Origin of the sequence: Mycolicibacterium nivoides (assembly GCF_003855255.1) — a bacterium.
Classification (GTDB): Bacteria; Actinomycetota; Actinomycetes; order Mycobacteriales; family Mycobacteriaceae; genus Mycobacterium; species Mycobacterium nivoides.
In genome coordinates this window covers 1752269-1773681 of the sequence record NZ_CP034072.1, presented here as the reverse complement: position 1 = coordinate 1773681, position 21413 = coordinate 1752269, and the positions used below count along the sequence as shown (strand labels likewise).

Genomic DNA, 21413 nt, shown 5'->3' with positions numbered 1-21413 from the left:
ACGGGTCAGTCGCCGCCGTCTGTGAGTGCCCGGCGCAACAGGTGCATCGCCACCGTCGTGGCCCGCTCGCGGATATCGGATCGGTTGCCCGGGAGTCGGAGGGTGCGGGTGATCCCCGCCGACCCGGCCCGGACCGAGAAACACACGGTGCCGACGGGCTTCTCCGGGCTGCCGCCGTCCGGACCCGCGATACCGCTGATGGCCACCGCGGTATCGGCGCCGAAATGGTGCAACGCGCCGGTGACCATGGATTCGACCACCGGTTCGGATACCGCGCCGTACTCGGTGATCAGCAGCGGATCCACGTTCAGCAGTTCGGCCTTGGCCTCGTTCGAATAGCTGACCACCCCACCGGCGAGGTAATCCGAGCAACCGGGGATGTCGGCCAACCGGGCGGCCAACAGTCCGGCGGTGCACGATTCCGCGGTGGCGATCCGGTGCCCGGCCAACAGGCCGGCCACCTGCTCGTCCACCGTCGTGCCGTCCTCGGAGTACAGCGCGGCACCGTGCCGGTCGCGCAGCAACATCAGCAGATCCTGGTAGGTGCCGGCGGCGTCGGGCTCGTACCGGGTGACGATCTCGAGTTCACCGCGGCGCAGACAGGTGGTGATCTCCAGTGCGTCGAAACCTGCGATCGTGGCCTCTGCGTCGCGAAGAGTCTCGGCCAGACCGGATTCGGCGAGGCCGAACATCCGCACCGTTTCCTGCCGGTAGCGGGTACGGCCCGAAATAGCCTGCTGCACAGCCTCGGTCGCGACAGCCGTGTGCCACATCGGCTGCAACTCCCGGGGCGGGCCGGGCAGAACGACGACCGTCGGGCTGCCACCGACCACGACACCGGGGGCAGTGCCCACGGGCGCGAGAACCTCCGCACCGACGGGCACCATGGCCTGCTTGCGGTTGGCGGCGCGCACCGCGTCGAAATCCACGCCGGGACGGTCGCCGATCAGCTTGCGCAGGATGGCCGCGATCCGCTCCTCCATGGCCTCGTCGAGAACGAGTTCCCGACCGCAGAACCCGGCGACCGTCGCGACGGTGAGGTCGTCGGCGGTCGGCCCGAGCCCGCCGCTCGTCACGATCAGGTCCACACCCTCGGCGGCCAGGAACCGCAACTGTGCCTCGATGTCCCGGGGACGGTCACCGCAGATGGTGATGTGGGCCAGTTCGACCCCGAGCTCGAGGAGCTGGTCGGCGAGCCACGGACCGTTGCGGTCCTGAACCCTTCCGGTGAGTACTTCTGTTCCGGTAACGACGATGCCTGCACGCGCGCTCACCCGTTGAACACTACGCAGCAAGCTCTCGCCGCCGCTCAGAAGCTGTAGCCCAGTTCGGCCGGAACATCGCTCGCGAAGGCCGCACCGAGCCGCTGCACCATCTCTGAGTCCTTGCCGCGCAACCGGTTTGCGGCGACAAACGACTCGGGGCGGTGGCTGCCCAGATAGAGGCTGCCGAGTACGTCCAGGTCGAGTTCGATGTCGGCCGGAGCGTCGGTGCGCGTACACCGGGCCCGGCCGTCGCGGATCTTCAGGGCGTACCGTCCGCCGTCGTCACGGAAACCGTCGGTGACGTCCAGCACGGTGTCGAGGTCGGCCTGGTACCGGCGGGCCTCAAGGGCAGCCGGGACGTCCATGATCCGGACCCACATATCGTCGCTGCTCGAGGTCACCCGGGCCAGTCGCGGGTTGGTCAGCAGATAGGGCACGACCTCGCCCGGATGAGTCCAGATGCTCACCTTCTCCATGAGGTCCATCCCCAGCAGGGCCCGCCAGAGTGCGATGTGGGCGTCGGGCGTCACTGCGGTGACCTCGCGTACTCGCAGCGTCCGGGACTCCTCGCCGTGCACCCGGTACAGCGCATAGCCGTCGGGATGCAGGAACGCGAACAATTCGGAACCGCCGTCGCGGGTGTTCTCCCGATCGGCGAGGAGGTCGTCCCACAGGGGCGTCGGACACGCCAGACCGCCCGGCGTCCGCAGTCGCCAGCGGTCGTAGATCCCGGCCAGGGCATCGCGGTGCTCGGCGGGTTTGACCAGGCGAACACCGCCCGGGTCGGGGACGGAGGCATGGAACTGGGCGAATCGGCGGTCGATCGTCATCAGGTGCACGGTGGTGGCCGGGCCGTAGCCGAACCGGCCGTAGATCCCGCCTTCGCTCGCGGTGAGCGCGGCGATCGGATACTTCGCATCGGCGATCCGCTGGTGTAACTCGGTGTACATCGACCGCAGGATCCCCCGCCGCCGATGAGTGGGAGCGACGGCCACGTAGCTGATACCCGCCGCGGGCAGCACCCCGCCACCCGGAACGGTCAGGGTGAGATCGATGTAGATCGACTGGCCGACGATGTCGCCGTCGCCGCCACCATCACGCATCACCACGCCGCCGTCGGCGGGCACCATCTGCTGCCACGCCGACATCGAATCGGGATGGTTGACCTCACCGAATGCGGTGTTGCCGAGCAGGGCCATGCCCGCCCAGTCGGCGTCGGTGACGCTGTGCAGAGTGAGAGTTGTTGCCGGGGAAGACACGTTGTCGATCACGGAATCCGACGGTGCCACACCGTCACCGGACAATGCGACCGAATTTCGGCCGACCCGATCCGGCGGCTAGCGAATCAGCGCTTGAGCCACGCGTTCACGGTCGCCAGTTCGCGGGTGTAGGTGGTCATGATGTCGTCCTGGTACAGCGTCGCCCCGCTGATCGTGGTCGGGCCCTGCCACACCACCCTGATCCGGTTCGCGCCGCGCTGGTAGACGTCCACGCGGTCGAGGTCACGGTGCACCCATCCGCCGCTCTCGGCCAGCTGTCCTACCTCATGGCGCTCATCGGTTGTGGTCATCAGCCGATCCTATCGCCGTGCCCGCTGGTCGATCGGCACCACCGTCGGCGCACTGTTGTAACCGCCGACCCGGACCCAGTTGGGTCCACGCTCCGACCCGGGCACCGTGCCGGTGACCTCCACCGTCTCCCCCGGGTAGACGGTGACGTAATTGTCGGAGTACTCGATCGGCAGGATCTCGTCACCGTCGCGGGTGGTGGTGATCTCGGCGCGTTCGAAGAACGCGATCTGCCGGCCGGGGTTGTGCAGCTGGATCAGCACGCTGGCACTGCCGTCGGCTGATTCGGTCCGGTGCGCGGTCACCTGCAGGGGTGCCTGCGCCATGGTGTTGAGCGGGGTCATGTCGGCCCAGCTGCTCTGTACGAGGTCGAACGCCTGGTCGTTGACCGGAGGGCCGACATCGTCGAGTTGCTGCGACTGCCAGTAGGTGTTGTCGGCCACGACGGCGCCGTTCTCGTCGAGCAGTTCACAGCGGACGAACACCACCGGGGAGTCGGCTGCCAGCCGCGGCAGCGACAACCCGGGCACGACGCCGTTCGACGGCACGGCCGGCACATCCGAACTCCGGTCGTCGCGCATCCGTCCGGTCAGGTCGTAGGTCCGCACCCGTACCCGAAGGCCCGTCCGCTCCCGCGGGGACTGATTGACCACCGACACATGGGCGGTGTCGTGGTCGCCGGTGGCATAGGAGTCGAACACCACCGACAGCGGACGCAGACCCTTCTTGGCCCCGTAGTAGGCGCCGCCGGGCCGCAGGTAGTAGTCGAAGAGATGACCGAAGAACGACGGCCAGTGATTGTTGAGCATCCAGTAGATGGTCATCTTGTGGTTGTCCCACCCGCCGGCCGCGAACGCCTCGAACTGCGCGCGCGTCGACTCGTAGTGGGCCAGTTGCGCTTTGCGGGCGAACTCCTCTGCGCCGCGCGAGGATCCGTAGCGCTGGACCACCGCGGTCCGGATACTCTCCAGCGCGGCGTTGCTCGGGTTGGCCCCGGCGTGGAAGTACCACGCCTCGTTGATCGGCCAGAGTTTGTCCGGCGGGATGAACTTCTGCAGGCTGGCGAACGGCGGGATGTGTTCGTTGTCGCCCTGTTCGGCATTGGAGCCGCGGGTGGCCTGATACTGGCCGCTGAACCAGTAGCTCGGCGGGCGCCACGTGTACGGGCCCGCCATGTGAATGCCGTCCCAGTCAGGTTCCCCGTTGGCATCGCGGGCCAGGGACGACACCGTGTCGACGACGGTGTTGGGCCAGTGCAGATCGCGAAGGATCCCGTGATACCCCTCGAGCACCGGTGCCGGGGGCTTGCCGTCGCTGCCGTTGGCCCACAGGAACGCCGACGCGTGCCCGCGCAGAGACAGGATCTGCGAGCGCATACTCTCGTCGGCCACGCGCCGATCCTCGTCATCCCACTGCCACCACTTCTCCCACTGGTTGCAGCACATCCAGCCGTACATCAGCGGGATGCCGAGCTCATCGGCGCGCTCGATGATGTTGTCGCCCGGGAACTTCCCCTCCAGCCGCAGCATGTTCAAACCCAGGTCCCGGACGTATCCGAGGATGGCGTCCTCACGCTGCGGGTCGTACTGGAACAACAGGTCGGGCGTATAAGCCGCCCCCCGCACCAGGAAGTCGCGCCCGTTGACCGTCAGGTAGAAGCTGCCGCCGCGGCCCAGGTCGGGGAACTGCTCGTCGTTGTCGCGATGCTGGGCCACGGTGCGGATACCGAACCGGGAGTCCACGGTGTCGGTGGGCCGGCCGTACCGCAGGAACTCCAGCCGCAGGTCATACAGATCGGGCCTGCCCATGGTGTAGGGCCACCACAGGTCGGGGTTGTTGACCCGCAGGGCAGCGAAAGTATCGGGGTCGAACCGGATTTCACGGCTCTCCCCCGGCGCCAGGCTGACCGGTTGATCGACCGAGATGGCCGGTTTGCCGGGCCGGGTGATGCGGGCCCGGACCACACCGCGCATCGGTACGTCGGCGGTGTTGCGGATGTCGGAGTAGACGGTGAGCCGGGCAGAGTCGGTGGCGGGTAGCGGTAGCTCGGTGGTGACCAGTGGGTCACTGAGCACGACCTGTCCCGAGTAGCTCAGGTAGACGGGTTTGAAGATGCCGGCATTGCGGTCGGCCACATAGGAATTGCCCCGCAGCGGGTTCTTGTCCGGGCCCTGGTAGCCGATGCGGTTCCAGTTGAGCCAGTCCCACCAGCTGTCGGCGAGCTCGACGCCGTCGATGTCCTGTAACGCCTGTTCGGGCGTCACCCTGACCGCCAGCGTGTTGAGGCCCCCGGGGTTGATCCACTGGGTCGCGTCGATCTCGTGGATCGTGTGCATGCCCACCAGCAGTGAACTGCCCGCGATCATCGTGCCGTTGAGCCACACCTCGGCGCGGTAGTTGATGCCGGGGAAATCGAGCCGGTAGCTGGAACTGCCCTGCGGCGCGGTGAAGGTCGTGCGGTACCACCAGTCCTGCCGGAACAGGTCGTCCGGCACATCGGCCAGGTTGTCCCCCACGTACAGGTCCGGATAGGTGCCGTCCTCCTGCAGCGCCCCCAGCACGGTGGACGGCATCTGTTTGACCGGGTGCCAATCGGCATCCACCTCGCCGGGTGTGGACATCGCGGCGCCGTCGGCGGTCGTGGTGCGCGCCGACGCCAGTTGCCAGCCCTGCGCCAGTTCTATCCGCCCGGATGGCGGCTCCGGCTTGGCGAACGGCGGGAAATCGGCCGCGCACAGCGAGAACAGCAGCACTGCGGCGAGGACGAAGCCCACCATTCTGGCCCGAAGGCTCAGGCCGGCGCGGCGATTCCGGGCGGAAATGGGCAGCTCCTCACAGACCGGTGCGGCACCGCGTCCATGAGTCGATGCCCTGGCGGGTCATTCTGCCGTGGTCGGTACCGCCGCGTGCGGCCGGTGCGCCCTCAGAGCTTGTGCGGGACGTCGTTGACGAGGCCACCGTCCATGACGAACTCGGCGCCGGTGGCGTAGCGGGATTCATCGCTGGCCAGGAACACCACGAAGCTGGAGACCTCGTCGGGCTGTCCGGGCCGGCCCAGCGGAATTGTGAGCATGTCCTCGGGGAAGTGCTCGGTCATCGGGGTCCGGATGAATCCCGGGTGGATCGAGTTGACCCGGATCTGCTTGGAACCCAACTCCAGCGCCGCCGACTTGGTCAGACCGCGCACGGCCCACTTGGAGGCCACGTACGGGTGCACCATGGCCGCACCGCGCAGTCCCTCGATGGACGAGACGTTGATGATCGAACCGCCGCCCGCGGCTTTCATCGCCTTGACGCTGGCCTGCATGCCCAGGAAAGTGCCGGTCAGGTTGACGTCGATCACCTTCTGCCACTGGGCCATATCGAACTTGCCGATCTGGCCGAGCGCGACGATCCCGGCGTTGTTCACCAGCACATTGAGCAGGCCGAACTCCGAGGTGGCGGTTTCCACCGCGGCGTTCCACTGGTCTTCCTCGGTGACATCGAGATGTACATAGCGGACCGAATCTCCGAGTTCGGCTGCCAGCGCCTTGCCCTCGTCGTCGAGGATGTCCCCGATCACCACCTTGGCGCCTTCGGCGACCAGCGCGCGGGCGTGCTCCGCGCCCATACCCCGCGCGCCGCCGCTGATGAGTGCCACTTTTCCGTCTACCCGTCCCATGACGGGTGAGGCTACCGCCTGCAGCGCGAAATTAGAACCTGTTCCAATTTTGGCACCGGATCGGCATACTGCGACTAGACCGCACACCTTGAGGAGACCTGTATGGCCATTCGCGTGGCGATCGTCGGCACCGGAAACTGCGGCCGGTTGGCCCTGATCCAGCTCATCGACGACCCCAGGTTCGAACTCGTCGCGGTGGGCACCTCGACCGAGGCGAAGGTCGGCCTGGACGCCGGCGAACTGGCCGGGCTGGGCGGCGTCACCGGGGTCACCGCCACGCTGGGCATCGATGCCGCGATCGCCGCCAAACCGGACTGCCTGGTGTACTGCGCGATGGGTGACACCCGCCCCGTGGAAGCCACCCGCGATGTGATGGCCGCACTGGCCGCCGGGATCAACGTGGTCGGCTCGGCCCCGGGCGGCCTGCAATTCCCCTGGGGCGCCATGCCGGAGAAGGCCATCGCACGGGTCGAAGAAGCTGCTCAGTCGGGTAATTCAAGCGTGTTCATCACCGGTGTCGACCCCGGCTTCGCCACCGACCTGGTGCCGTTCGCGATCGCCGGTACGTGTCAGCGCATCGATCAGATCAAGACCATGGAGATCGCCGACTACGCCACCTATGACGGCACCGAGGTGATGTCGATCGTCATGGGATTCGGCAATCCGATCGACCAGCCCGGAATGTTGTTTCTCCCCGGAATCCTCAGCGCCGCTTGGGGAACCGCGATCCGGATGCTCGCCGCCGGACTAGGCGTCGAAGTCGAGGACATCACCGAGCACTACGAGTTGGAGCCCGCGCCCGAGGACATCGAGGTCGCGACCGGCGTCATCGCCAAGGGCACGGTGGCGGCGATGCGCTTCCAGATCAACGGCATGGTCGGCGGTAAGCCGGTGATCGTCGTCGAACACGTCACCCGGGTGCGGGCGGACCTGCGACCGGACTGGGCGCAACCGGCCCAGCCCGGCGGCTCCTACCGCGTCGAGATCACCGGCGAGCCGTCGTATGTCGTGGACATCTGCCCGACCAGCGATCGAGGTGACCACAACCACGCCGCGATCGTGGCGGCGGCCGGGCGCATCGTCAACGCCATCCCCGATGTGGTGGCCGCGCGGCCCGGTATCCGTACCACGCTGGACCTGCCGCTGGTCACCGGCAAGGGCCTCTGCAAGCTCGGCTAAGCCCCGGGCCGCAGCCGGCGATCGCCCCGACGCCGGCCACCCGGGCGGGGCACGATGAGCACCGGCCAATCGTGGTCGGTGGCGGCCGAGGCCAGCCCGGGCCGCGGGTTCACCGGCCGCGGATGGCCCACCAATCGCATCAGTGCACCGTCCTCGTCACCGTCGGCATAGAAATAGCTGTGCGCGAGGTCGATCCGCTCGGCCCCGCAGAAGTCCTGCACTGCTGCGGCTTTGCGGGCGCCCCAGATGATGGGCTCGACGATCCCGCCGGTCAGCCGGCCCTCGCCGTCGGTCGTGAAGTGGTTGCACAGCACGTGGTCGATGCCGAGGTGCCGTGCGACCGGCTCGGCGTGGATGGTCAGAGCCGAGGAGCTCAACACGACGGTGTGGCCGCGGTCCTGGTGCCGACGCACCACCTCCCGCATGTGGGGATAGACCCGCTGCGCGATCCGGTTCTCGAAGAGGTACTCCCCCAGCTCGTCGAGTTCGAGCAGGGATTCGCCGCGCAGATACCCGGCCGCCCGCACCAGGAGCCGCTCGAACGGCATCCGGCCGATCCGGTAGCGCACGGAGGCTTCGACGATTCCGAGGATCTCGCCGGCAGCGGCCTGCCGTCGCCGGATGCGGTGACCGGCGTGCGCGGTCGCGGTGAATCCGTCCACCAGCGTGCCGTCGAGGTCGAAGAAGGCTCCAACCTGCGCACCGCCCGGACCCGCTCCGATTTCCTCTAGCGACTCAGGTGGCGACAACGTGCGGCCCATGGGGCTACTAAACCAAGCCGCAACGACACTCGGCCAGTCGAGACCAGATCAGGACTAGAACAGAGGGATGTCGGCACCAATGCACTCCATCGGGATCAAGGACGTCGCGGCCGTCGTCGCCACCGGACGATTCGAGGAGGCGAAAGCCTGGTACACGCGGCTCCTCGGCAGGGAACCCGACCTGGAACCGGTTCCAGGTGTCGCGGAATGGCAGCTGACGGCGACCGCGTGGCTACAGGTCGTCACCGATCCCGCCGGCGCAGGGCGATCGGCCGTGCGATTCGGGGTCGACGATCTGGACACCATCTCCGCAGCGCTGCGAGACGATGGCGTCACCGTCACAGAACCGCAGGTCATCGCCGATATGGTCGCCGTCATCGATGTCGCGGATCCAGACGGAAATGAAGTGTCGTTCGTAGCCGAGCTCGGGTGAATCTGCCGGGTCGCGACCCAAAACGATCAAAGGTGGTACTAAACTAGAACACGTTTCATTTCTTTCCGGGCCGCAGCGGCCGAGGACTTCCCAAACCGCACCTCCACCGAAGGAGCTCAGATGCACACCGCACTCTGCGACGAACTCGGGATCGACGTCCCGATCTTCGCGTTCACCCACTGTCGTGACGTTGTGGTCGCCGTCAGCAAGGCCGGTGGTTTCGGCGTGCTGGGCGCCGTCGGATTCACCCCCGAGCAGCTCGAGATCGAACTGAACTGGATCGACGAGCACATCGGCGATCACCCGTACGGCGTGGACATCGTCATCCCGAACAAGTACGAGGGCATGGACGCCAACATGTCCGCCGACGACCTCAAGGGCATGCTGCAGTCGCTGGTGCCCCAGGAGCACCTGGACTTCGCCAAGAAGATCCTCGCCGACCATGGCGTGCCGGTCGACCACAGCGACGACGACGCCCTGCAGCTGCTGGGCTGGACCGAGACCACCGCAACCCCTCAGGTCGAGATCGCACTGAAGCACCCCAAGATGACGCTGATCGCCAACGCGCTGGGCACCCCGCCGAAAGACATGATCGACCGCATCCACGCCGAGGGGCGCAAGGTCGCGGCGCTGTGCGGTTCGCCGTCACAGGCCCGCAAGCATGCCGACGCCGGCGTCGACATCATCATCGCCCAAGGCGGCGAGGCCGGCGGCCACAGCGGCGAGATCGGTTCGATCGTGCTGTGGCCCCAGGTGGTCAAGGAGGTCGCCCCGGTTCCGGTTCTGGCCGCCGGCGGTATCGGCAGCGGCCAGCAGATCGCCGCGGCGCTGGCACTCGGCGCCCAGGGCGCCTGGACCGGCTCCCAGTGGGTGATGGTCGAGGAGTCCGAGCACACCGAGCAGCAGCACGCCGCGTACGCCAAGGCCACCAGCAAGGACACCGTGCGCAGCCGGTCGTTCACCGGCAAGCCGGCCCGCATGCTCCGCAACGACTGGACCGAGGCCTGGGAGAACCCGGACAACCCGAAGCCGCTCGGCATGCCGCTGCAGTACATGGTGTCCGGCATGGCCGTGGCCGCCACGCACAAGTACCCCAACGAGAGTGTCGACGTCGCGTTCAACCCGGTGGGCCAGGTGGTCGGCCAGTTCAAGAAGGTCGAGAAGACCTCCGCGGTGATCGAACGCTGGGTGCAGGAGTACCTGGAGGCGACGGGCAACCTCAATGCCCTCAATGAGGCCGCCGGCGTGTGATCGAGGCCGCCGGCAGCGGGTTCCTGATCGCCGTCCTGTGGATGGACCTGATCTTCGATGTCCAGGTCCTGGCCCATCGCAGGTCGGCCGACTTGCCGGAACCCGTGCTGGCGTCCATCGCCGGTTACTACCACCGGGCCACCACCACATCGCGCCCGATGAGCCTGCTGATCGCCGCCGTCATGGTGATTCTCCTGGCGGCGTTGGCTCTTCACGCGGTCGACGGCACCGGCCCGGGTTGGCTGACAGCCGTACTCGCGGTACTCGCCGGCGGCCCCGTGCTACTGGCCCTGCTGCACACGGTCCCCCGGGCCGTGAAACTGGGCCATCGCAGTGGCACCGTCATCGAACAGTCCCGGCTGGCGCGCTCCGTCTGCCGCGACCATCTGCTGTGCCTGACGAGCATGTCGGCGTTCCTCGCGCTGTGGTTCCCGACCGCCGCTTAGGTCATCAACGCGGCGGATTGCAGTCACTATCAGGCAGCAATCCGCCGCGTAAGTCGCATGTGGTGGGCGGAGCGCTGCGGCCATAGACCCATGCCCACCGGCTATGTATGGTTACATACATAGCCGGTGAAAGGGCGTCGGATGGCTGGTCCTCGTGAACGCATGGTGGCCTCGGCCGCATTGCTGATCCGGGAGCGCGGTGCGCACCCGACCGCGATCGCGGACGTACTGGCCCACAGCGGCGCCCCACGCGGCTCGGCCTATCACTACTTCCCCGGCGGCCGCAACCAACTCCTGTGCGAGGCAATCGATTACGCCAGCGATCAGGTGGCCGCCCGCATCGACAAGGCCGATAGCGCCGGGGTGTTGCTCGACGCCATGATCGCCGGATTTCGGAAACAACTGTCCGCCAGCGACTTCCGCGCCGGTTGCCCGGTGGTCGCGGTTGCCGTCGAGGCCGGCGAGCCCGGCGCCGAGGAAACCGCCGCGCTCGACCGCGCCGGGGCGGCCTTCCTCCGCTGGACCGGTCAGATCGCGCGGCGGCTGAAGGAAGATGGCGTCTCCGCCGAGCGCGCCGAGGAACTGGCGATGCTGATCATGACGGCGATCGAAGGTGCGGTGGTGGTGGCGCGGGCCACCCGTGACGTCAAACCGCTCGACCTGATCCACCGCCAGCTGCGTGCGCAACTGGCGACAGAAATCCCCTGACCCTTCCGGACCCGACAGTCCATCGAAAGGATTCCGTCATGACGGTCGACCAATGGCAGCCCACCGCCTGCATCCTCTGCGAATGCAACTGCGGCATCGTGGTGCAGACCGAGGACCGCGCCATCACCAAGATCCGCGGCGACAAGGACCATCCGGCGTCGCAGGGTTACACGTGCAACAAGGCGCTGCGACTCGACCACTACCAGAGCAACGCCAACCGGCTGACCTCACCGCTGCGACGTCGTCCTGACGGCAGCTATGAGGAGATCGACTGGGACACAGCGATTTCCGAGATCGCTGCCGGGTTCCTCGCCATCAGGGACCATCACGGCGGGGACAAGATCTTCTACTACGGCGGCGGCGGGCAGGGCAATCACCTCGGCGGCGCGTACAGCGGGGCCTTCCTCAAGGCGATCGGGTCACGGTACCGGTCGAATGCCCTGGCCCAGGAGAAGACCGGTGAAGCGTGGGTCGACGCCCACCTCTACGGCGGGCATACCCGCGGTGAGTTCGAGCACGCCGAGGTCTCGGTGTTCGTCGGCAAGAACCCCTGGATGTCGCAGAGTTTCCCACGGGCCCGGGTGGTGCTCAACGAGATCGCCAAGGATCCGGACCGCTCGATGATCGTCATCGACCCGGTGATCACCGACACCGCCAAGCTCGCCGACTTCCATCTGCGGGTACGACCGGGCACCGATGCCTGGTGTCTGGCGGCGATGGCCGCGGTGCTGATACAGGAAGACCTGTGCGACGAAGAGTTCCTGGCCGCACACGTCAACGGTGTCGAGCCGGTCCGGGACGTGCTCGGACAGGTGCCGATCGGCGACTACGCACAGCGGTGCGGTGTCGATGAGTCGCTGTTACGCCAGGCGGTGCGCCGGATCGCCGCAGCCGGCAGCGTGGCGGTGTTCGAGGATCTCGGCATCCAGCAGGCTCCCAACAGCACACTGTGTTCCTACCTCAACAAGATGCTGTGGATCCTCACCGGGAACTTCGCCAAACCCGGTGGGCAGCATCTGCATTCGTCGTTCGCTCCGCTGTTCGGCTCGGGTGGGGTCGGCCGTAGCCCGGTCACCGGCGCCCCGGTGATCGCCGGTCTGGTGCCGTCGAATGCGGTGCCCCAGGAGATTCTCACCGATCACCCCGACCGGTTCCGCGCCATGATCGTCGAGAGCAGCAACCCCGCACATTCGGTCGCCGATTCGGCGGCGGTGCGGACCGCTCTCGAGTCGCTCGAGCTCCTGGTGGTCATCGACGTCGCGATGACCGAGACGGCACGCCTGGCCCACTATGTGCTGCCCGCCGCCAATCAGTTCGAGAAGCCCGAGGCGACGTTCTTCAATCTCGAATTCCCGCACAACAACTTCCATCTGCGTCACCGGTTGTTCGAGCCGCTGCCCGGCACCCTGCCCGAACCGGAGATCTGGGCACGCCTGGTCCGGGCCATCGGCGCGGTCGACGACGCCGAGCTGGACCCGCTGCGGCGTGCCGCCCGGGAGGGGCTGGATGCCTACGCCGCCGCGTTCCTCGGCGCGGTCGGTGCCAATCCCGGGCTCGGCCGGGTGCTGCCCTACGTGCTGTACGAGACGCTCGGACCGGTATTGCCCGAAGGTCTGGCCGGTGCCGCGGCGCTGTGGGGCCTGGCCCAGAAGACCGCGATGACCTACCCCGAGGCGGTACGCCGCGCCGGGCACGCCGACGGTAACGCCTTGTTCGAGGCCATCCTGGCCGGCAGGTCCGGGCTCACGTTCACCGTCCACGAATACCAGGACGACTTCGCCCTGATCGGCCACCCGGACAAGAAGATCGCGCTGGACATGCCCGAGATGCTCGACGCGGTCCGGTCCCTGCCGACCATGCCGTCGGCACTGACCACCGATGAGTTCCCCATGGTGCTGTCCGCCGGTGAGCGGCGCGCCTACACCGCCAACGACATCATCCGCGACCCGGGCTGGCGCAAGCGCGACACCAACGGCGCCTTGCGGATCAGCGTCGACGACGCCGAAGCCATCGGACTGCGTGACGGTGACCGGGCCAGGATCACGACGGCGGCGGGCAGCGCGGAGGCCACCGTGGAGATCAGCGACGCGATGCTGCCCGGGCACATATCGCTACCCAACGGGTTCGGCCTGGATCACACCGACGGCGACGGGCGTGCCGTCGTGCCCGGGGTGGCACCCAACGAACTCACGTCGTCACAGTGGCGCGACGAGTACGCGGGAACACCGTGGCACAAGCACGTGCCTGCCCGGGTCGACCGGATTCCGGTCGCCAGCGTGCCGGCCTGACCCGCCTCGGGCCCGTCAGGGCAGCGGCGCGGCCGGGGCGGGGGCCGAACCAACAGGGCCGGCTGCCGGAACCGGACCAACAGGGCCGATCGGAGCGCCGGGGCCACCACCCGGCACGGCCGACGGAACCGGACCACCCGGTCCGGCGGCCGCCGGTGCCGCCCCCGGCGCCTGTGGCGCGGTCGGAACGTTCGGACCGGGTACCTGACCCGGCACGGGCGTGTTCATGCCGCGCTGCGCGAGCCCGAGTACCAGTGCTTCCTTGCCGCTGATCTCCTGGTTCTGCACGGCATGCCACAGATCCTTCAGATAGCTCAAGTTCGGGGTTTCGGTTCCCTGGCCGGTGGGATCCATCGTCGCTCCCGGCGGCAGGGCGTCGGGGCTCGCCAGATGAGGTATCCCTGCGGGGTCCGCGGCGGGCGGTGCCCCCGGATCTCCGGCCGCGGCCTGAACGGCAGGTGCGGGACCGGGTGCCGGCGCCGGCGCAGGGGCGGGCGGCACCACCGGATTGGGCGGCTCCGCGGCCGCCGCGGCGGCCATGGCCAACGCCACGACAGGACCCGACACACAGCCCGTCACGACGATCCCGAACCTACGGATGTCGACTCGCATTCTCGATGGCCTCCTGCTGTTGCTCCAGGGACAGATGGTAACGCTGACTGCATCGTTGCGCTCGTCCAACCGTTACAACGCAAAAATCGGAACACGTTCCAATACGAACAATGTCGGAGTTTCCGAAACCCGCTCCATAGGGCCCCACCTGTGGTGTAGCAATGGCTTACGCCACTACACAACGTCGTCACGAGGAGCGCCCACCGCCATGCCGACTTTGAACCTGCCCGCCGACTTCGATTTCACCGATCCCGACATCTATGCGGAACGGCTGCCCGTCGAGGAACTCGCCGAGATGCGCAAACTGGCGCCGATCTGGTGGAACGAACAACCAGTGGGCCGAGGCGGCTTCGATGACGGCGGATTCTGGGTCGTCACCAAGCACAAAGACGTCAAAGAGGTGTCGCTGCGCAGTGACGTGTTCTCCAGCCAGGCGAAAACCGCCCTGCCGCGATATCGAGAAGGCACCGTCCAGCAACAGATCGACCAGGGCAAGTTCGTGTTGCTCAACATGGACGCCCCCCATCACACACATCTGCGCAAGATCATCTCGCGGGCCTTCACTCCCCGCGCGGTCGAACTCCTGCGTGCGGATCTCGCCGAGCGGGCCCGCATGATCGTGGAGACGGCGGCCGCCGAAGGCTCGGGAGACTTCGTCGAGCAGGTGTCCTGCGAGCTTCCGCTCCAGGCGATCGCGGGGTTGATGGGCGTACCGCAGGAGGACCGCAAGAAGCTGTTCGACTGGTCCAATCAGATGGTCGGCGATCAGGACCCGGAGTTCGCCACCAACGATGCGATCAGCGCCTCGGTCGAGCTGATCATGTACGGGATGCAGATGGCGGCCGAGCGGTCCAAGAACCCCGGCGACGATCTGGTCTCCAAGCTTCTGCAGGCCGACGTGGAGGGGCACAAACTCTCCGACGACGAGTTCGGCTTCTTCGTCATCCTGCTCGCGGTGGCAGGCAACGAGACGACCCGGAACTCGATCACCCAGGGAATGATGGCGTTCGCCGATCACCCAGACCAGTGGGAGTTGTTCAAGCGGGAGCGCCCGGGCACCGCAGCCGACGAGATCGTTCGGTGGGCCACCCCGGTGACGTCATTCCAGCGGACCGCGCTGGAAGACACCGAACTGGCCGGTGTACAGATCAAGAAGGGGCAACGGGTGGTGATGTTCTACCGCTCGGCGAACTTCGACGAGGAAGTGTTCGACGACCCGTACACCTTCAACATCCTGCGGGATCCCAACCCGCACGTGGGATTCGGTGGCACAGGCGCGCATTACTGCATCGGTGCCAACCTCGCCAGGATGACGATCGACCTGATCTTCAACGCGATCGCCGACGGAATGCCCGATCTGACGCCGCTGGCGGCGCCCGAACGGCTCCGATCCGGCTGGCTGAACGGCATCAAACATTGGCAGGTCGACTACCGCGGCGGCGCTGACGCGAAACCTCCTGTGCCGCAGTAGGGCTCGGATAGTCGATGATGGATCGCCAGTAGTCCTCCGGGATCTCGGTGTTCGACCGCAGCACGATCGCCAGACCGGTTGCCATCGCAATGCCGAGTAACCCGAGCCACAGGCCGGCCAGCGCGATCGCAATCCAGAGCACCGTAGTCAGCACCGGCCACGGCGACGCAAGGGCGAGCACCGGTGCGAAGAAGAATCCCGTGCCGATATACGCGGCCGACCCGGCCCGGTCGGCCGCCATCACGAAGTGCAGCCACCGTGGAATCGACTGGGGCCACTGCGGTGAATTGCGCATCCTTGCCTCCATTGTCGGACGAACTCCACAGTGACGCGGATCGGGTAATCACCGCAATTACCCGTCAGGTAGTGGTTATCTCGCGCTGCGTGAGTGAGACTCGGGTGGTGACGAGTGCGGCAACCCAGACACCGATCGGCTCACTGATGCGCGACTGGCGATTACGCCGCCGGATCAGCCAACTGGACCTGGCCATCGAGGCCGACGTGTCGGCGCGTCACCTCAGCTTCATCGAGACCGGCCGCTCCGTGCCGAGTCGGGCGATGGTGCTCCGGCTGGCCGAGGCCCTCGAGGTCCCGCTGCGAGACCAGAACCAACTACTGCTCGCCGCCGGGCTGGCACCGGTCTACGCCGAACGGACGCTGGAGGATCCCGAGATGACCGCGGTGCGCGACGGGGTGACCCGAGTATTGGACGCCTACAACCCATTTCCCTGTGTCGTCGTCGACCGCACCTGGAACCTGTTGCAGGCCAACGCAGGCACCGCAGTGATGCTGGAAGGTGTCGCTCCGTATCTGCTGGACCGGCCCAATGCGTTGCGAATCACCCTGCATCCCGAGGGCATGGCCCCGCGCATCCGGAACCTGGCGGAATGGCGCCACCACCTGATCAGCCGGCTACGCCGCGAGGTCACTGTGAGCGGATCGGCCGAACTCGCCGATCTTCTCTCCGAGATCGAGTCCTACCCGGGAGGAATGGAACCCGTCCGCGATCTCGGCGGAGTCGTCGTCCCCCTGGAGCTGACCGCACCCGACGGCACCGTGTTGACCTTTCTCAGCACCGTCACGACATTCGGCACCGCGCTGGACCTGACTGCGGCGGAACTCAGCATCGAGGCATTCCTGCCCGCGGATGCCGAGACCGCCGCCGCACTCCGCTGAACGCTGCCGCGCAAGGGTTCGCCTCGGCGGTGTCGAAATCCTTGTCCAACAAGGCCGCCTGCCTCAGGCTCCGGGTATGACCGCCACCGCTGACGCTCCCCAGTCCCTGTCCCCATCGCGCATCTCACGGTTACGGGTGCCCGAACTGGATGAGCTGAGCACCGCGGGTGTGCGCGGCTTCTTCAACCGGCAGCAGCGCGAGGAAGGGCTGACCTCCAACTGGTTTCGTGCGCTGGCCCTCAACGAGGGTGATCTCGAACGGCTCAACGGCTACCTGCTGCCGTTGCTGGGTGCCGACGGGCGGGGCGGATTGAGCGCGCGCGAGCGTGAGGTGATCGCCACGGTGGTATCCGGGGAGAACCGCTGCGCGTACTGCCACACCAACCATGCCAACAAGCTGGGAAAAGTCGCCGGCGACTGGTCGTTCGGGCAGCGGGTCGCCATCGATCATCGGCAGGTGGCCGAGCTCACCGAGCGGGAGCGCGCCCTGGGCGACCTCGCCGTCCTCGTCAACAACCATCCGCAGGAGATCGACGACGCCCAGTTCGACGCGTTGCGCGCCCTGGGACTCGACGATCATCAGATCCTCGAGGGCATCTCGATCGCGGCTTTCATCGGCGCGACCAACCGAATCGGCATCGCCCTGTCGGTTCCGCCCAACCCGGAGTACACCGGCATCCCGCGATAATCGACTGGTATGACCACTTGACCTCTGACCGCCTGAGGGGCAGCATGGCCCTATGGCGTTACAACCGGTCAACCGCAGATCCGTGCCCGAGGACGTCTTCGAGCAGATCGTCGCCGAGGTGCTCAGCGGCCAGATGCAGCCCGGCGAACCGCTGCCCAGTGAGCGGCGGCTGGCCGAGGTGCTCGGGGTGTCCCGCCCGGCCGTACGTGAGGCGATCAAGCGGCTCACCGAGGCCGGGCTGGTCGAGGTTCGACAGGGCGACTCCACCACCGTGCGAGACTTCCGCAAGCATGCCGGCCTCGACCTGTTGCCCAGACTGCTCCTGCGCGCAGGCGAACTCGATGTCAGCGTGGTCCGCAGCATCCTGGAAACCCGCCTGCACAACGGGCCGAAGGTTGCCGAACTGGCCGCCCGGCGGGCCACGGCCGACCTCGTCGCCCAACTCGGCCGCACCGTCGACGCCCTGGCGGCCGAACCGGATCCGGTGGAGCGACAGCGCCAGGCGCTCGCGTTCTGGGATCTGATCGTCGACGGCGCGGACTCGATCGCATTCCGGTTGATGTACAACACCCTTCGGCAGACCTACGAGCCCGCACTCCCGGCGCTGGCCACCATGATGGCCGCCGAGGTCGGCCGTCCCGACGCGTACCGGCGGATCGTCGAGGCCATCGAAGCCCATGACCCGGCGACCGCCCGCCGCGCGGCTCAGGACCTGCTCGAGCCGGCCACCATCGCCCTCATGGGCGCGCTGGAGGCCTTGGAGGAAACCCGATGACGCGCAACGCTTTCAGTTTGGGTGACGCGGTGCGGGAATTCGTCAGGCACCCCTCCCCCTGGATGATCGGCATGGCGCTGGTCGTCAGCGTCGCAGCGCGGTGCGCCGTCGGGGACTGGCAACTCACCGACGTGCTCTTGCCCGTGGTGATGCTCGTGACGTTCCCGTTCTTCGAATGGATCGTCCACGTCTTCGTACTGCACTGGCGGCCAAGGCGGTTCGGCCCGATCACACTGGATTCGCTGCTGGCTCGCGATCACCGGCTACACCACGTCGACCCGCGCGACATCCCGCTGATCTTCATACCGTGGCGGGCCCTGCTGTGGATCCTGCCCGCCGCCGTGGCCGTCGCCCTGCTGGCATTCCCTCGTCCCGGCCTGGGGCTGACGTTCCTGTCCCTGCTGACCGTGATCGGCCTGGCCTACGAGTGGTGCCACTACTTGATCCACAGCGACTACAAGCCGAAAACCCGTGCCTACCGCGCAGTTTGGCGCAACCATCGGCAGCACCACTACAAGAACGAGCACTACTGGTTCACGGTCACCACCGCCGGAACCGCCGACCGGGTGTTGGGGACGTATCCCGACCCGGCGACGGTGTCCACCTCACCGACGTCGAAGAACCTGCACGCGGCTACGACTGCACAACAATAGGGTCGCCCACGTGCACCGTGTTGAAGTACCAATCGGCGTTGTCGGGGCTCAGGTTGATGCAGCCGTGGCTGACGTTGGCATAGCCCTGGGATCCCACCGACCAGGGCGCCCCGTGCACGTAGACGCCACCCCAGGTCACGCGGACCGCATCGTAAACGGTGAGCTTGTAGCCCTCCGGGTCACTCAGCGGAATACCGATGGTGCGCGAATCCATCACCACGACAGGCTCTTTGGCCAGTGCGGTGAAGGTACCGACCGGGGTCGGGTGCTTGGGCTTGCCCATCGAGGCCGGCATCGTGCGGGCCACCGCGCCGTCGATGCTCACGGTGAAGGTGTGGGCATCGATGTCGGCCACGCCCAGCACCTGTGCTCCGGTTTCGAAGCTGGTCTTGGCGCCGCCGGCTGATACGGAGATCTTCGAGTGCGCCGGCCACAGCTGATCGGGCTTCCACTGCATCACGTCGTCGCTGAGCCAGCTGAATGTGCCTGTGGGCGTGTGCGGTGAGCTGATCTGCAGGCTGCTCTGCGCCGCGTCGCGATCGGCCACCGGCTTGTCGAAGGTCACCGTCAACGGCATGGCGACACCGACCACGGAACCCGCGGCCGGTTCGATGGTCGCGCCCGGCTCGGGCGTGCGCACCGCGGCGGATGCGACATTGACCGTGCTCGCCGCGGCCAAGGTGGCGACACCAATCGCCGCAAACACTTTCAGTACCGACGCTCGAACGGTTCCGAATGACGACGAGGGGGCGCTCAGCATTCCACCAGTGTAGGTGCTCGCCGGAACTGCCCCCTTCAGGCGCAGCGTGACGGTGGCAGATCGGTGTTGGCGGTAGCGCGATGGGTTGCCCATGGTGAACACATCGATGCGAGATGTCAGAACGTTTCACCGCAGGATCGGCGGTCGCGCGCCGGTCCCAGCAACGTCACAGGGATCAAGGCGCGGCGGGTACCGATGCCTGCGATTCGGGCGCGGCCGGGACGGCCTCAGGTGCGGGAGGCGCTGCTTCCGGTGCGGGTGGTGCCGTTTCGGCCGCCGGAGCCTGTGCGGCCGTCTGCTGTACCGGTGCCGCCTCCGGCGCTGGACTCGGTGGAGGCGGCGGAGGCGGTGGAGGCGGTGCGACCTCAGCGGCCGGCGGCGGTGGAGGCGGAGGTGTTTCCGAAGCCGGGGACGGCGCCGGTGCCGGTGACACCACGGTCTCGGCCGGCGGCGCCTCGCCCGCGGGCAAGGGCCCCTGGCCCGTCTCGGGCGCAGGCGCACCGGGGTGCTCGGGCACCTGCGGTGACTGCTCCGGTGGCACCGGCCCCAGCTCGGACCCGGGAGGCGCGAGCTGCTCGCCCGGTATGGCGCCGGGCTCGGTTGGCGCTGTGACGCTTGGGTCGGCGGGGTATTCCGGCCCCACGTCCTGCACCACCGACTCGAGGACAGGCGGGGGCTCAGGTGGCGGTGCGGGCGGTGCGGGAGCCGCGGGCGGCTGCTGGACAGCGGCCGAGTCGCCCGATGTGCTCACCACCGGACGGGTACTCCGGTGTGGAGTCGGCTCCGAACCGGGCAACAGCTGCTGACCGATGGCCAGCGCCAGCGAAACCCCGAAGACCAGGACTCCACCGAGTAATATCGCCAGCGGCGTCAATTGCGTGGCGGGCCAGCGCCAACCGGTCGGGGCCACACTCTCGTCGGATGCCCGGCGGCCCCGCCGCACCGCAGCGAGCGCGGCACCCCTGGCCAGCGGCAATCCGGGTTCGGCCGGTGTGAACACCGGCACCTGAAGGGCCTGCTCCAACTTCGGCAGCACCGAGTCCAGGTCGACGGCGGATCCCACGACCACGAGCGCGTCGGGACGTGGATCGGCCGCGTCGAACATGTCGGACAGCCAGGTCGTCAGGCCCGCCACGGTCTCGATACCCCGGCTGACCGTCGTCTGTACGGGAGTACCGTCGCTGACCGTCATCGCTTGCACCACATCGGGTTCCAGGACGCATACGGCGGTCGTGCCGAATCCGACGATGCCTGCGACGCGACGCGCCAGCGCATCCGTGGCCTGCGGCAGCCGAACCGAAACCACTGAGGCGTACCCGGCCTCGGCCAGCTTCTTGCGCAGCACCGCGGCCTCGGCTGCGGCGCCCGAACTCCACGTGACACCGATCGTTGTCAGCTGCCGATCGTGTTCTGCCGCAACCTTTTCGGCGCGACGAACGGCAGACACCACATCGGCACAGATCTCGCCGGTTCGTGATGGCGTATAGCCACGAATGTCGAAGGCGTCATGGTCGACGGTCGCCCCGTCAGCCTCGCTGCCCTCGACCAGGACCAGACCGACGGTGGACGGTGTCAACGAAACACCGAGCACCGCCTCCACATGCACCCCCGAAAAGCGTGGCCGTCGTCCAAACGTTTCACGGTGACATTACCGGGTGGCAGCATCATAGCCATCCCCTGCACCTTCGTTGCCCGCGTTCGACCTGCACCGAAATGTG

21 protein-coding genes are annotated in these 21413 nt (G+C 67.3%); 11 read left to right on the top strand and 10 right to left on the bottom strand.

Annotated features, from left to right (window positions below):
• Positions 1 to 5: 5 nt before the first annotated feature.
• The 5 genes from EH231_RS08460 to EH231_RS08440 form a co-directional block, all read right to left on the bottom strand.
• Positions 6 to 1274 carry a competence/damage-inducible protein A gene (locus tag EH231_RS08460; RefSeq protein WP_124712212.1) on the bottom strand — a complete coding sequence of 423 codons (1269 nt, stop codon included), beginning with the start codon at positions 1272 to 1274 and terminating at the stop codon, positions 6 to 8.
• Between the two features lie 35 nt (positions 1275 to 1309).
• The gene (locus EH231_RS08455; protein ID WP_241178137.1) at positions 1310 to 2464 is read right to left on the bottom strand and encodes an enhanced intracellular survival protein Eis; all 1155 of its coding nucleotides are present in this window, start codon (positions 2462 to 2464) and stop codon (positions 1310 to 1312) included.
• A gap of 146 nt (positions 2465 to 2610) precedes the next feature.
• Positions 2611 to 2835, bottom strand: coding sequence for a hypothetical protein (locus tag EH231_RS08450; RefSeq protein WP_164480812.1), 225 nt, complete (start codon positions 2833 to 2835; stop codon positions 2611 to 2613).
• Positions 2836 to 2844: 9 nt separating this feature from the next.
• Complete coding sequence (locus tag EH231_RS08445) at positions 2845 to 5610, bottom strand: glycoside hydrolase family 2 protein (RefSeq protein WP_241177914.1); 2766 nt, start codon at positions 5608 to 5610, stop codon at positions 2845 to 2847.
• A 146-nt stretch (positions 5611 to 5756) separates the two neighbouring features.
• Complete coding sequence (locus EH231_RS08440) at positions 5757 to 6494, bottom strand: glucose 1-dehydrogenase (protein WP_090433334.1); 738 nt, start codon at positions 6492 to 6494, stop codon at positions 5757 to 5759.
• A 102-nt stretch (positions 6495 to 6596) separates the two neighbouring features.
• Between EH231_RS08440 and EH231_RS08435 the strand changes: the two genes are divergently transcribed.
• On the top strand, positions 6597 to 7673 hold the full coding sequence (locus EH231_RS08435; protein WP_124712210.1) for an NAD(P)H-dependent amine dehydrogenase family protein: 1077 nt from the start codon (positions 6597 to 6599) through the stop codon (positions 7671 to 7673).
• Here the strand turns inward: EH231_RS08435 and EH231_RS08430 are convergent.
• A complete protein-coding gene (locus EH231_RS08430) occupies positions 7670 to 8434 on the bottom strand; it encodes an HAD family hydrolase (RefSeq protein WP_164480811.1) in 765 nt (254 codons plus the stop codon). The two genes, EH231_RS08435 and EH231_RS08430, sit on opposite strands and share 4 nt — an antisense overlap.
• 67 nt (positions 8435 to 8501) lie before the next feature.
• Between EH231_RS08430 and EH231_RS08425 the strand changes: the two genes are divergently transcribed.
• From EH231_RS08425 to EH231_RS08405, 5 genes are all read left to right on the top strand, one after another.
• Entirely contained in the window at positions 8502 to 8867 is a 366-nt protein-coding gene (locus tag EH231_RS08425) for a VOC family protein (protein WP_124712209.1), read from the top strand.
• A gap of 120 nt (positions 8868 to 8987) precedes the next feature.
• On the top strand, positions 8988 to 10118 hold the full coding sequence (locus EH231_RS08420) for a nitronate monooxygenase (RefSeq protein ID WP_124712208.1): 1131 nt from the start codon (positions 8988 to 8990) through the stop codon (positions 10116 to 10118).
• Positions 10119 to 10159: 41 nt separating this feature from the next.
• Positions 10160 to 10564 carry a hypothetical protein gene (locus tag EH231_RS08415; RefSeq protein ID WP_124714216.1) on the top strand — a complete coding sequence of 135 codons (405 nt, stop codon included), beginning with the start codon at positions 10160 to 10162 and terminating at the stop codon, positions 10562 to 10564.
• A gap of 141 nt (positions 10565 to 10705) precedes the next feature.
• A complete protein-coding gene (locus EH231_RS08410; protein WP_124712207.1) occupies positions 10706 to 11272 on the top strand; it encodes a TetR/AcrR family transcriptional regulator in 567 nt (188 codons plus the stop codon).
• A gap of 38 nt (positions 11273 to 11310) precedes the next feature.
• Positions 11311 to 13560, top strand: a complete 2250-nt coding sequence (locus EH231_RS08405; protein ID WP_124712206.1) for a molybdopterin-dependent oxidoreductase — start codon at positions 11311 to 11313, stop codon at positions 13558 to 13560.
• A 15-nt stretch (positions 13561 to 13575) separates the two neighbouring features.
• Here EH231_RS08405 and EH231_RS08400 read toward each other — a convergent pair whose 3' ends face one another.
• A complete protein-coding gene (locus EH231_RS08400) occupies positions 13576 to 14172 on the bottom strand; it encodes a hypothetical protein (RefSeq protein WP_234939932.1) in 597 nt (198 codons plus the stop codon).
• A 208-nt stretch (positions 14173 to 14380) separates the two neighbouring features.
• On the opposite strand from EH231_RS08400, the gene EH231_RS08395 reads away from it, so the two are divergent.
• Positions 14381 to 15643, top strand: coding sequence for a cytochrome P450 (locus tag EH231_RS08395; RefSeq protein WP_090433320.1), 1263 nt, complete (start codon positions 14381 to 14383; stop codon positions 15641 to 15643).
• Here EH231_RS08395 and EH231_RS08390 read toward each other — a convergent pair.
• Entirely contained in the window at positions 15582 to 15950 is a 369-nt protein-coding gene (locus tag EH231_RS08390) for a hypothetical protein (protein ID WP_420891956.1), read from the bottom strand. The genes EH231_RS08395 and EH231_RS08390 overlap by 62 nt on opposite strands.
• A 134-nt stretch (positions 15951 to 16084) precedes the next feature.
• Here EH231_RS08390 and EH231_RS08385 point away from each other — a divergent pair, with 134 nt between their 5' ends.
• From EH231_RS08385 to EH231_RS08370, 4 genes are all read left to right on the top strand, one after another.
• Positions 16085 to 16819: a helix-turn-helix domain-containing protein gene (locus tag EH231_RS08385; protein ID WP_090433427.1), complete on the top strand. Its 735-nt coding sequence runs from the start codon at positions 16085 to 16087 to the stop codon at positions 16817 to 16819.
• Between the two features lie 76 nt (positions 16820 to 16895).
• Positions 16896 to 17507: a peroxidase-related enzyme gene (locus EH231_RS08380; protein WP_090433316.1), complete on the top strand. Its 612-nt coding sequence runs from the start codon at positions 16896 to 16898 to the stop codon at positions 17505 to 17507.
• Positions 17508 to 17559: 52 nt separating this feature from the next.
• On the top strand, positions 17560 to 18282 hold the full coding sequence (locus tag EH231_RS08375; protein WP_090433314.1) for a FadR/GntR family transcriptional regulator: 723 nt from the start codon (positions 17560 to 17562) through the stop codon (positions 18280 to 18282).
• Positions 18279 to 18935 carry a sterol desaturase family protein gene (locus EH231_RS08370; RefSeq protein ID WP_090433312.1) on the top strand — a complete coding sequence of 219 codons (657 nt, stop codon included), beginning with the start codon at positions 18279 to 18281 and terminating at the stop codon, positions 18933 to 18935. The genes EH231_RS08375 and EH231_RS08370 overlap by 4 nt, the downstream gene beginning before the upstream one ends.
• Here EH231_RS08370 and EH231_RS08365 read toward each other — a convergent pair.
• Together EH231_RS08365 and EH231_RS08360 are read right to left on the bottom strand one after the other, a co-directional pair.
• Positions 18916 to 19695 carry a L,D-transpeptidase gene (locus tag EH231_RS08365; RefSeq protein ID WP_090433425.1) on the bottom strand — a complete coding sequence of 260 codons (780 nt, stop codon included), beginning with the start codon at positions 19693 to 19695 and terminating at the stop codon, positions 18916 to 18918. The two genes, EH231_RS08370 and EH231_RS08365, sit on opposite strands and share 20 nt — an antisense overlap.
• 175 nt (positions 19696 to 19870) lie before the next feature.
• A complete protein-coding gene (locus EH231_RS08360) occupies positions 19871 to 21301 on the bottom strand; it encodes a DUF7159 family protein (RefSeq protein ID WP_241178220.1) in 1431 nt (476 codons plus the stop codon).
• Positions 21302 to 21413 lie beyond the last annotated feature (112 nt).

What these genes read in the sequence shown, in the direction of transcription:
- EH231_RS08455 (WP_241178137.1), bottom strand. Translation starts at nt 2,464, where the DNA reads ATGGCCCTGCTCGGCAACACCGCATTCGGTGAGGTCAACCATCCCGAT.
- EH231_RS08450 (WP_164480812.1), bottom strand. Translation starts at nt 2,835, where the DNA reads ATGACCACAACCGATGAGCGCCATGAGGTAGGACAGCTGGCCGAGAGC.
- EH231_RS08445 (WP_241177914.1), bottom strand. Translation starts at nt 5,610, where the DNA reads ATGGTGGGCTTCGTCCTCGCCGCAGTGCTGCTGTTCTCGCTGTGCGCG.
- EH231_RS08440 (WP_090433334.1), bottom strand. Translation starts at nt 6,494, where the DNA reads ATGGGACGGGTAGACGGAAAAGTGGCACTCATCAGCGGCGGCGCGCGG.
- EH231_RS08435 (WP_124712210.1), top strand. Translation starts at nt 6,597, where the DNA reads ATGGCCATTCGCGTGGCGATCGTCGGCACCGGAAACTGCGGCCGGTTG.
- EH231_RS08430 (WP_164480811.1), bottom strand. Translation starts at nt 8,434, where the DNA reads ATGGGCCGCACGTTGTCGCCACCTGAGTCGCTAGAGGAAATCGGAGCG.
- EH231_RS08425 (WP_124712209.1), top strand. Translation starts at nt 8,502, where the DNA reads ATGTCGGCACCAATGCACTCCATCGGGATCAAGGACGTCGCGGCCGTC.
- EH231_RS08420 (WP_124712208.1), top strand. Translation starts at nt 8,988, where the DNA reads ATGCACACCGCACTCTGCGACGAACTCGGGATCGACGTCCCGATCTTC.
- EH231_RS08415 (WP_124714216.1), top strand. Translation starts at nt 10,160, where the DNA reads ATGGACCTGATCTTCGATGTCCAGGTCCTGGCCCATCGCAGGTCGGCC.
- EH231_RS08410 (WP_124712207.1), top strand. Translation starts at nt 10,706, where the DNA reads ATGGCTGGTCCTCGTGAACGCATGGTGGCCTCGGCCGCATTGCTGATC.
- EH231_RS08405 (WP_124712206.1), top strand. Translation starts at nt 11,311, where the DNA reads ATGACGGTCGACCAATGGCAGCCCACCGCCTGCATCCTCTGCGAATGC.
- EH231_RS08400 (WP_234939932.1), bottom strand. Translation starts at nt 14,172, where the DNA reads ATGCGAGTCGACATCCGTAGGTTCGGGATCGTCGTGACGGGCTGTGTG.
- EH231_RS08395 (WP_090433320.1), top strand. Translation starts at nt 14,381, where the DNA reads ATGCCGACTTTGAACCTGCCCGCCGACTTCGATTTCACCGATCCCGAC.
- EH231_RS08390 (WP_420891956.1), bottom strand. Translation starts at nt 15,950, where the DNA reads ATGGAGGCAAGGATGCGCAATTCACCGCAGTGGCCCCAGTCGATTCCA.
- EH231_RS08385 (WP_090433427.1), top strand. Translation starts at nt 16,085, where the DNA reads ATGCGCGACTGGCGATTACGCCGCCGGATCAGCCAACTGGACCTGGCC.
- EH231_RS08380 (WP_090433316.1), top strand. Translation starts at nt 16,896, where the DNA reads ATGACCGCCACCGCTGACGCTCCCCAGTCCCTGTCCCCATCGCGCATC.
- EH231_RS08375 (WP_090433314.1), top strand. Translation starts at nt 17,560, where the DNA reads ATGGCGTTACAACCGGTCAACCGCAGATCCGTGCCCGAGGACGTCTTC.
- EH231_RS08370 (WP_090433312.1), top strand. Translation starts at nt 18,279, where the DNA reads ATGACGCGCAACGCTTTCAGTTTGGGTGACGCGGTGCGGGAATTCGTC.
- EH231_RS08365 (WP_090433425.1), bottom strand. Translation starts at nt 19,695, where the DNA reads ATGCTGAGCGCCCCCTCGTCGTCATTCGGAACCGTTCGAGCGTCGGTA.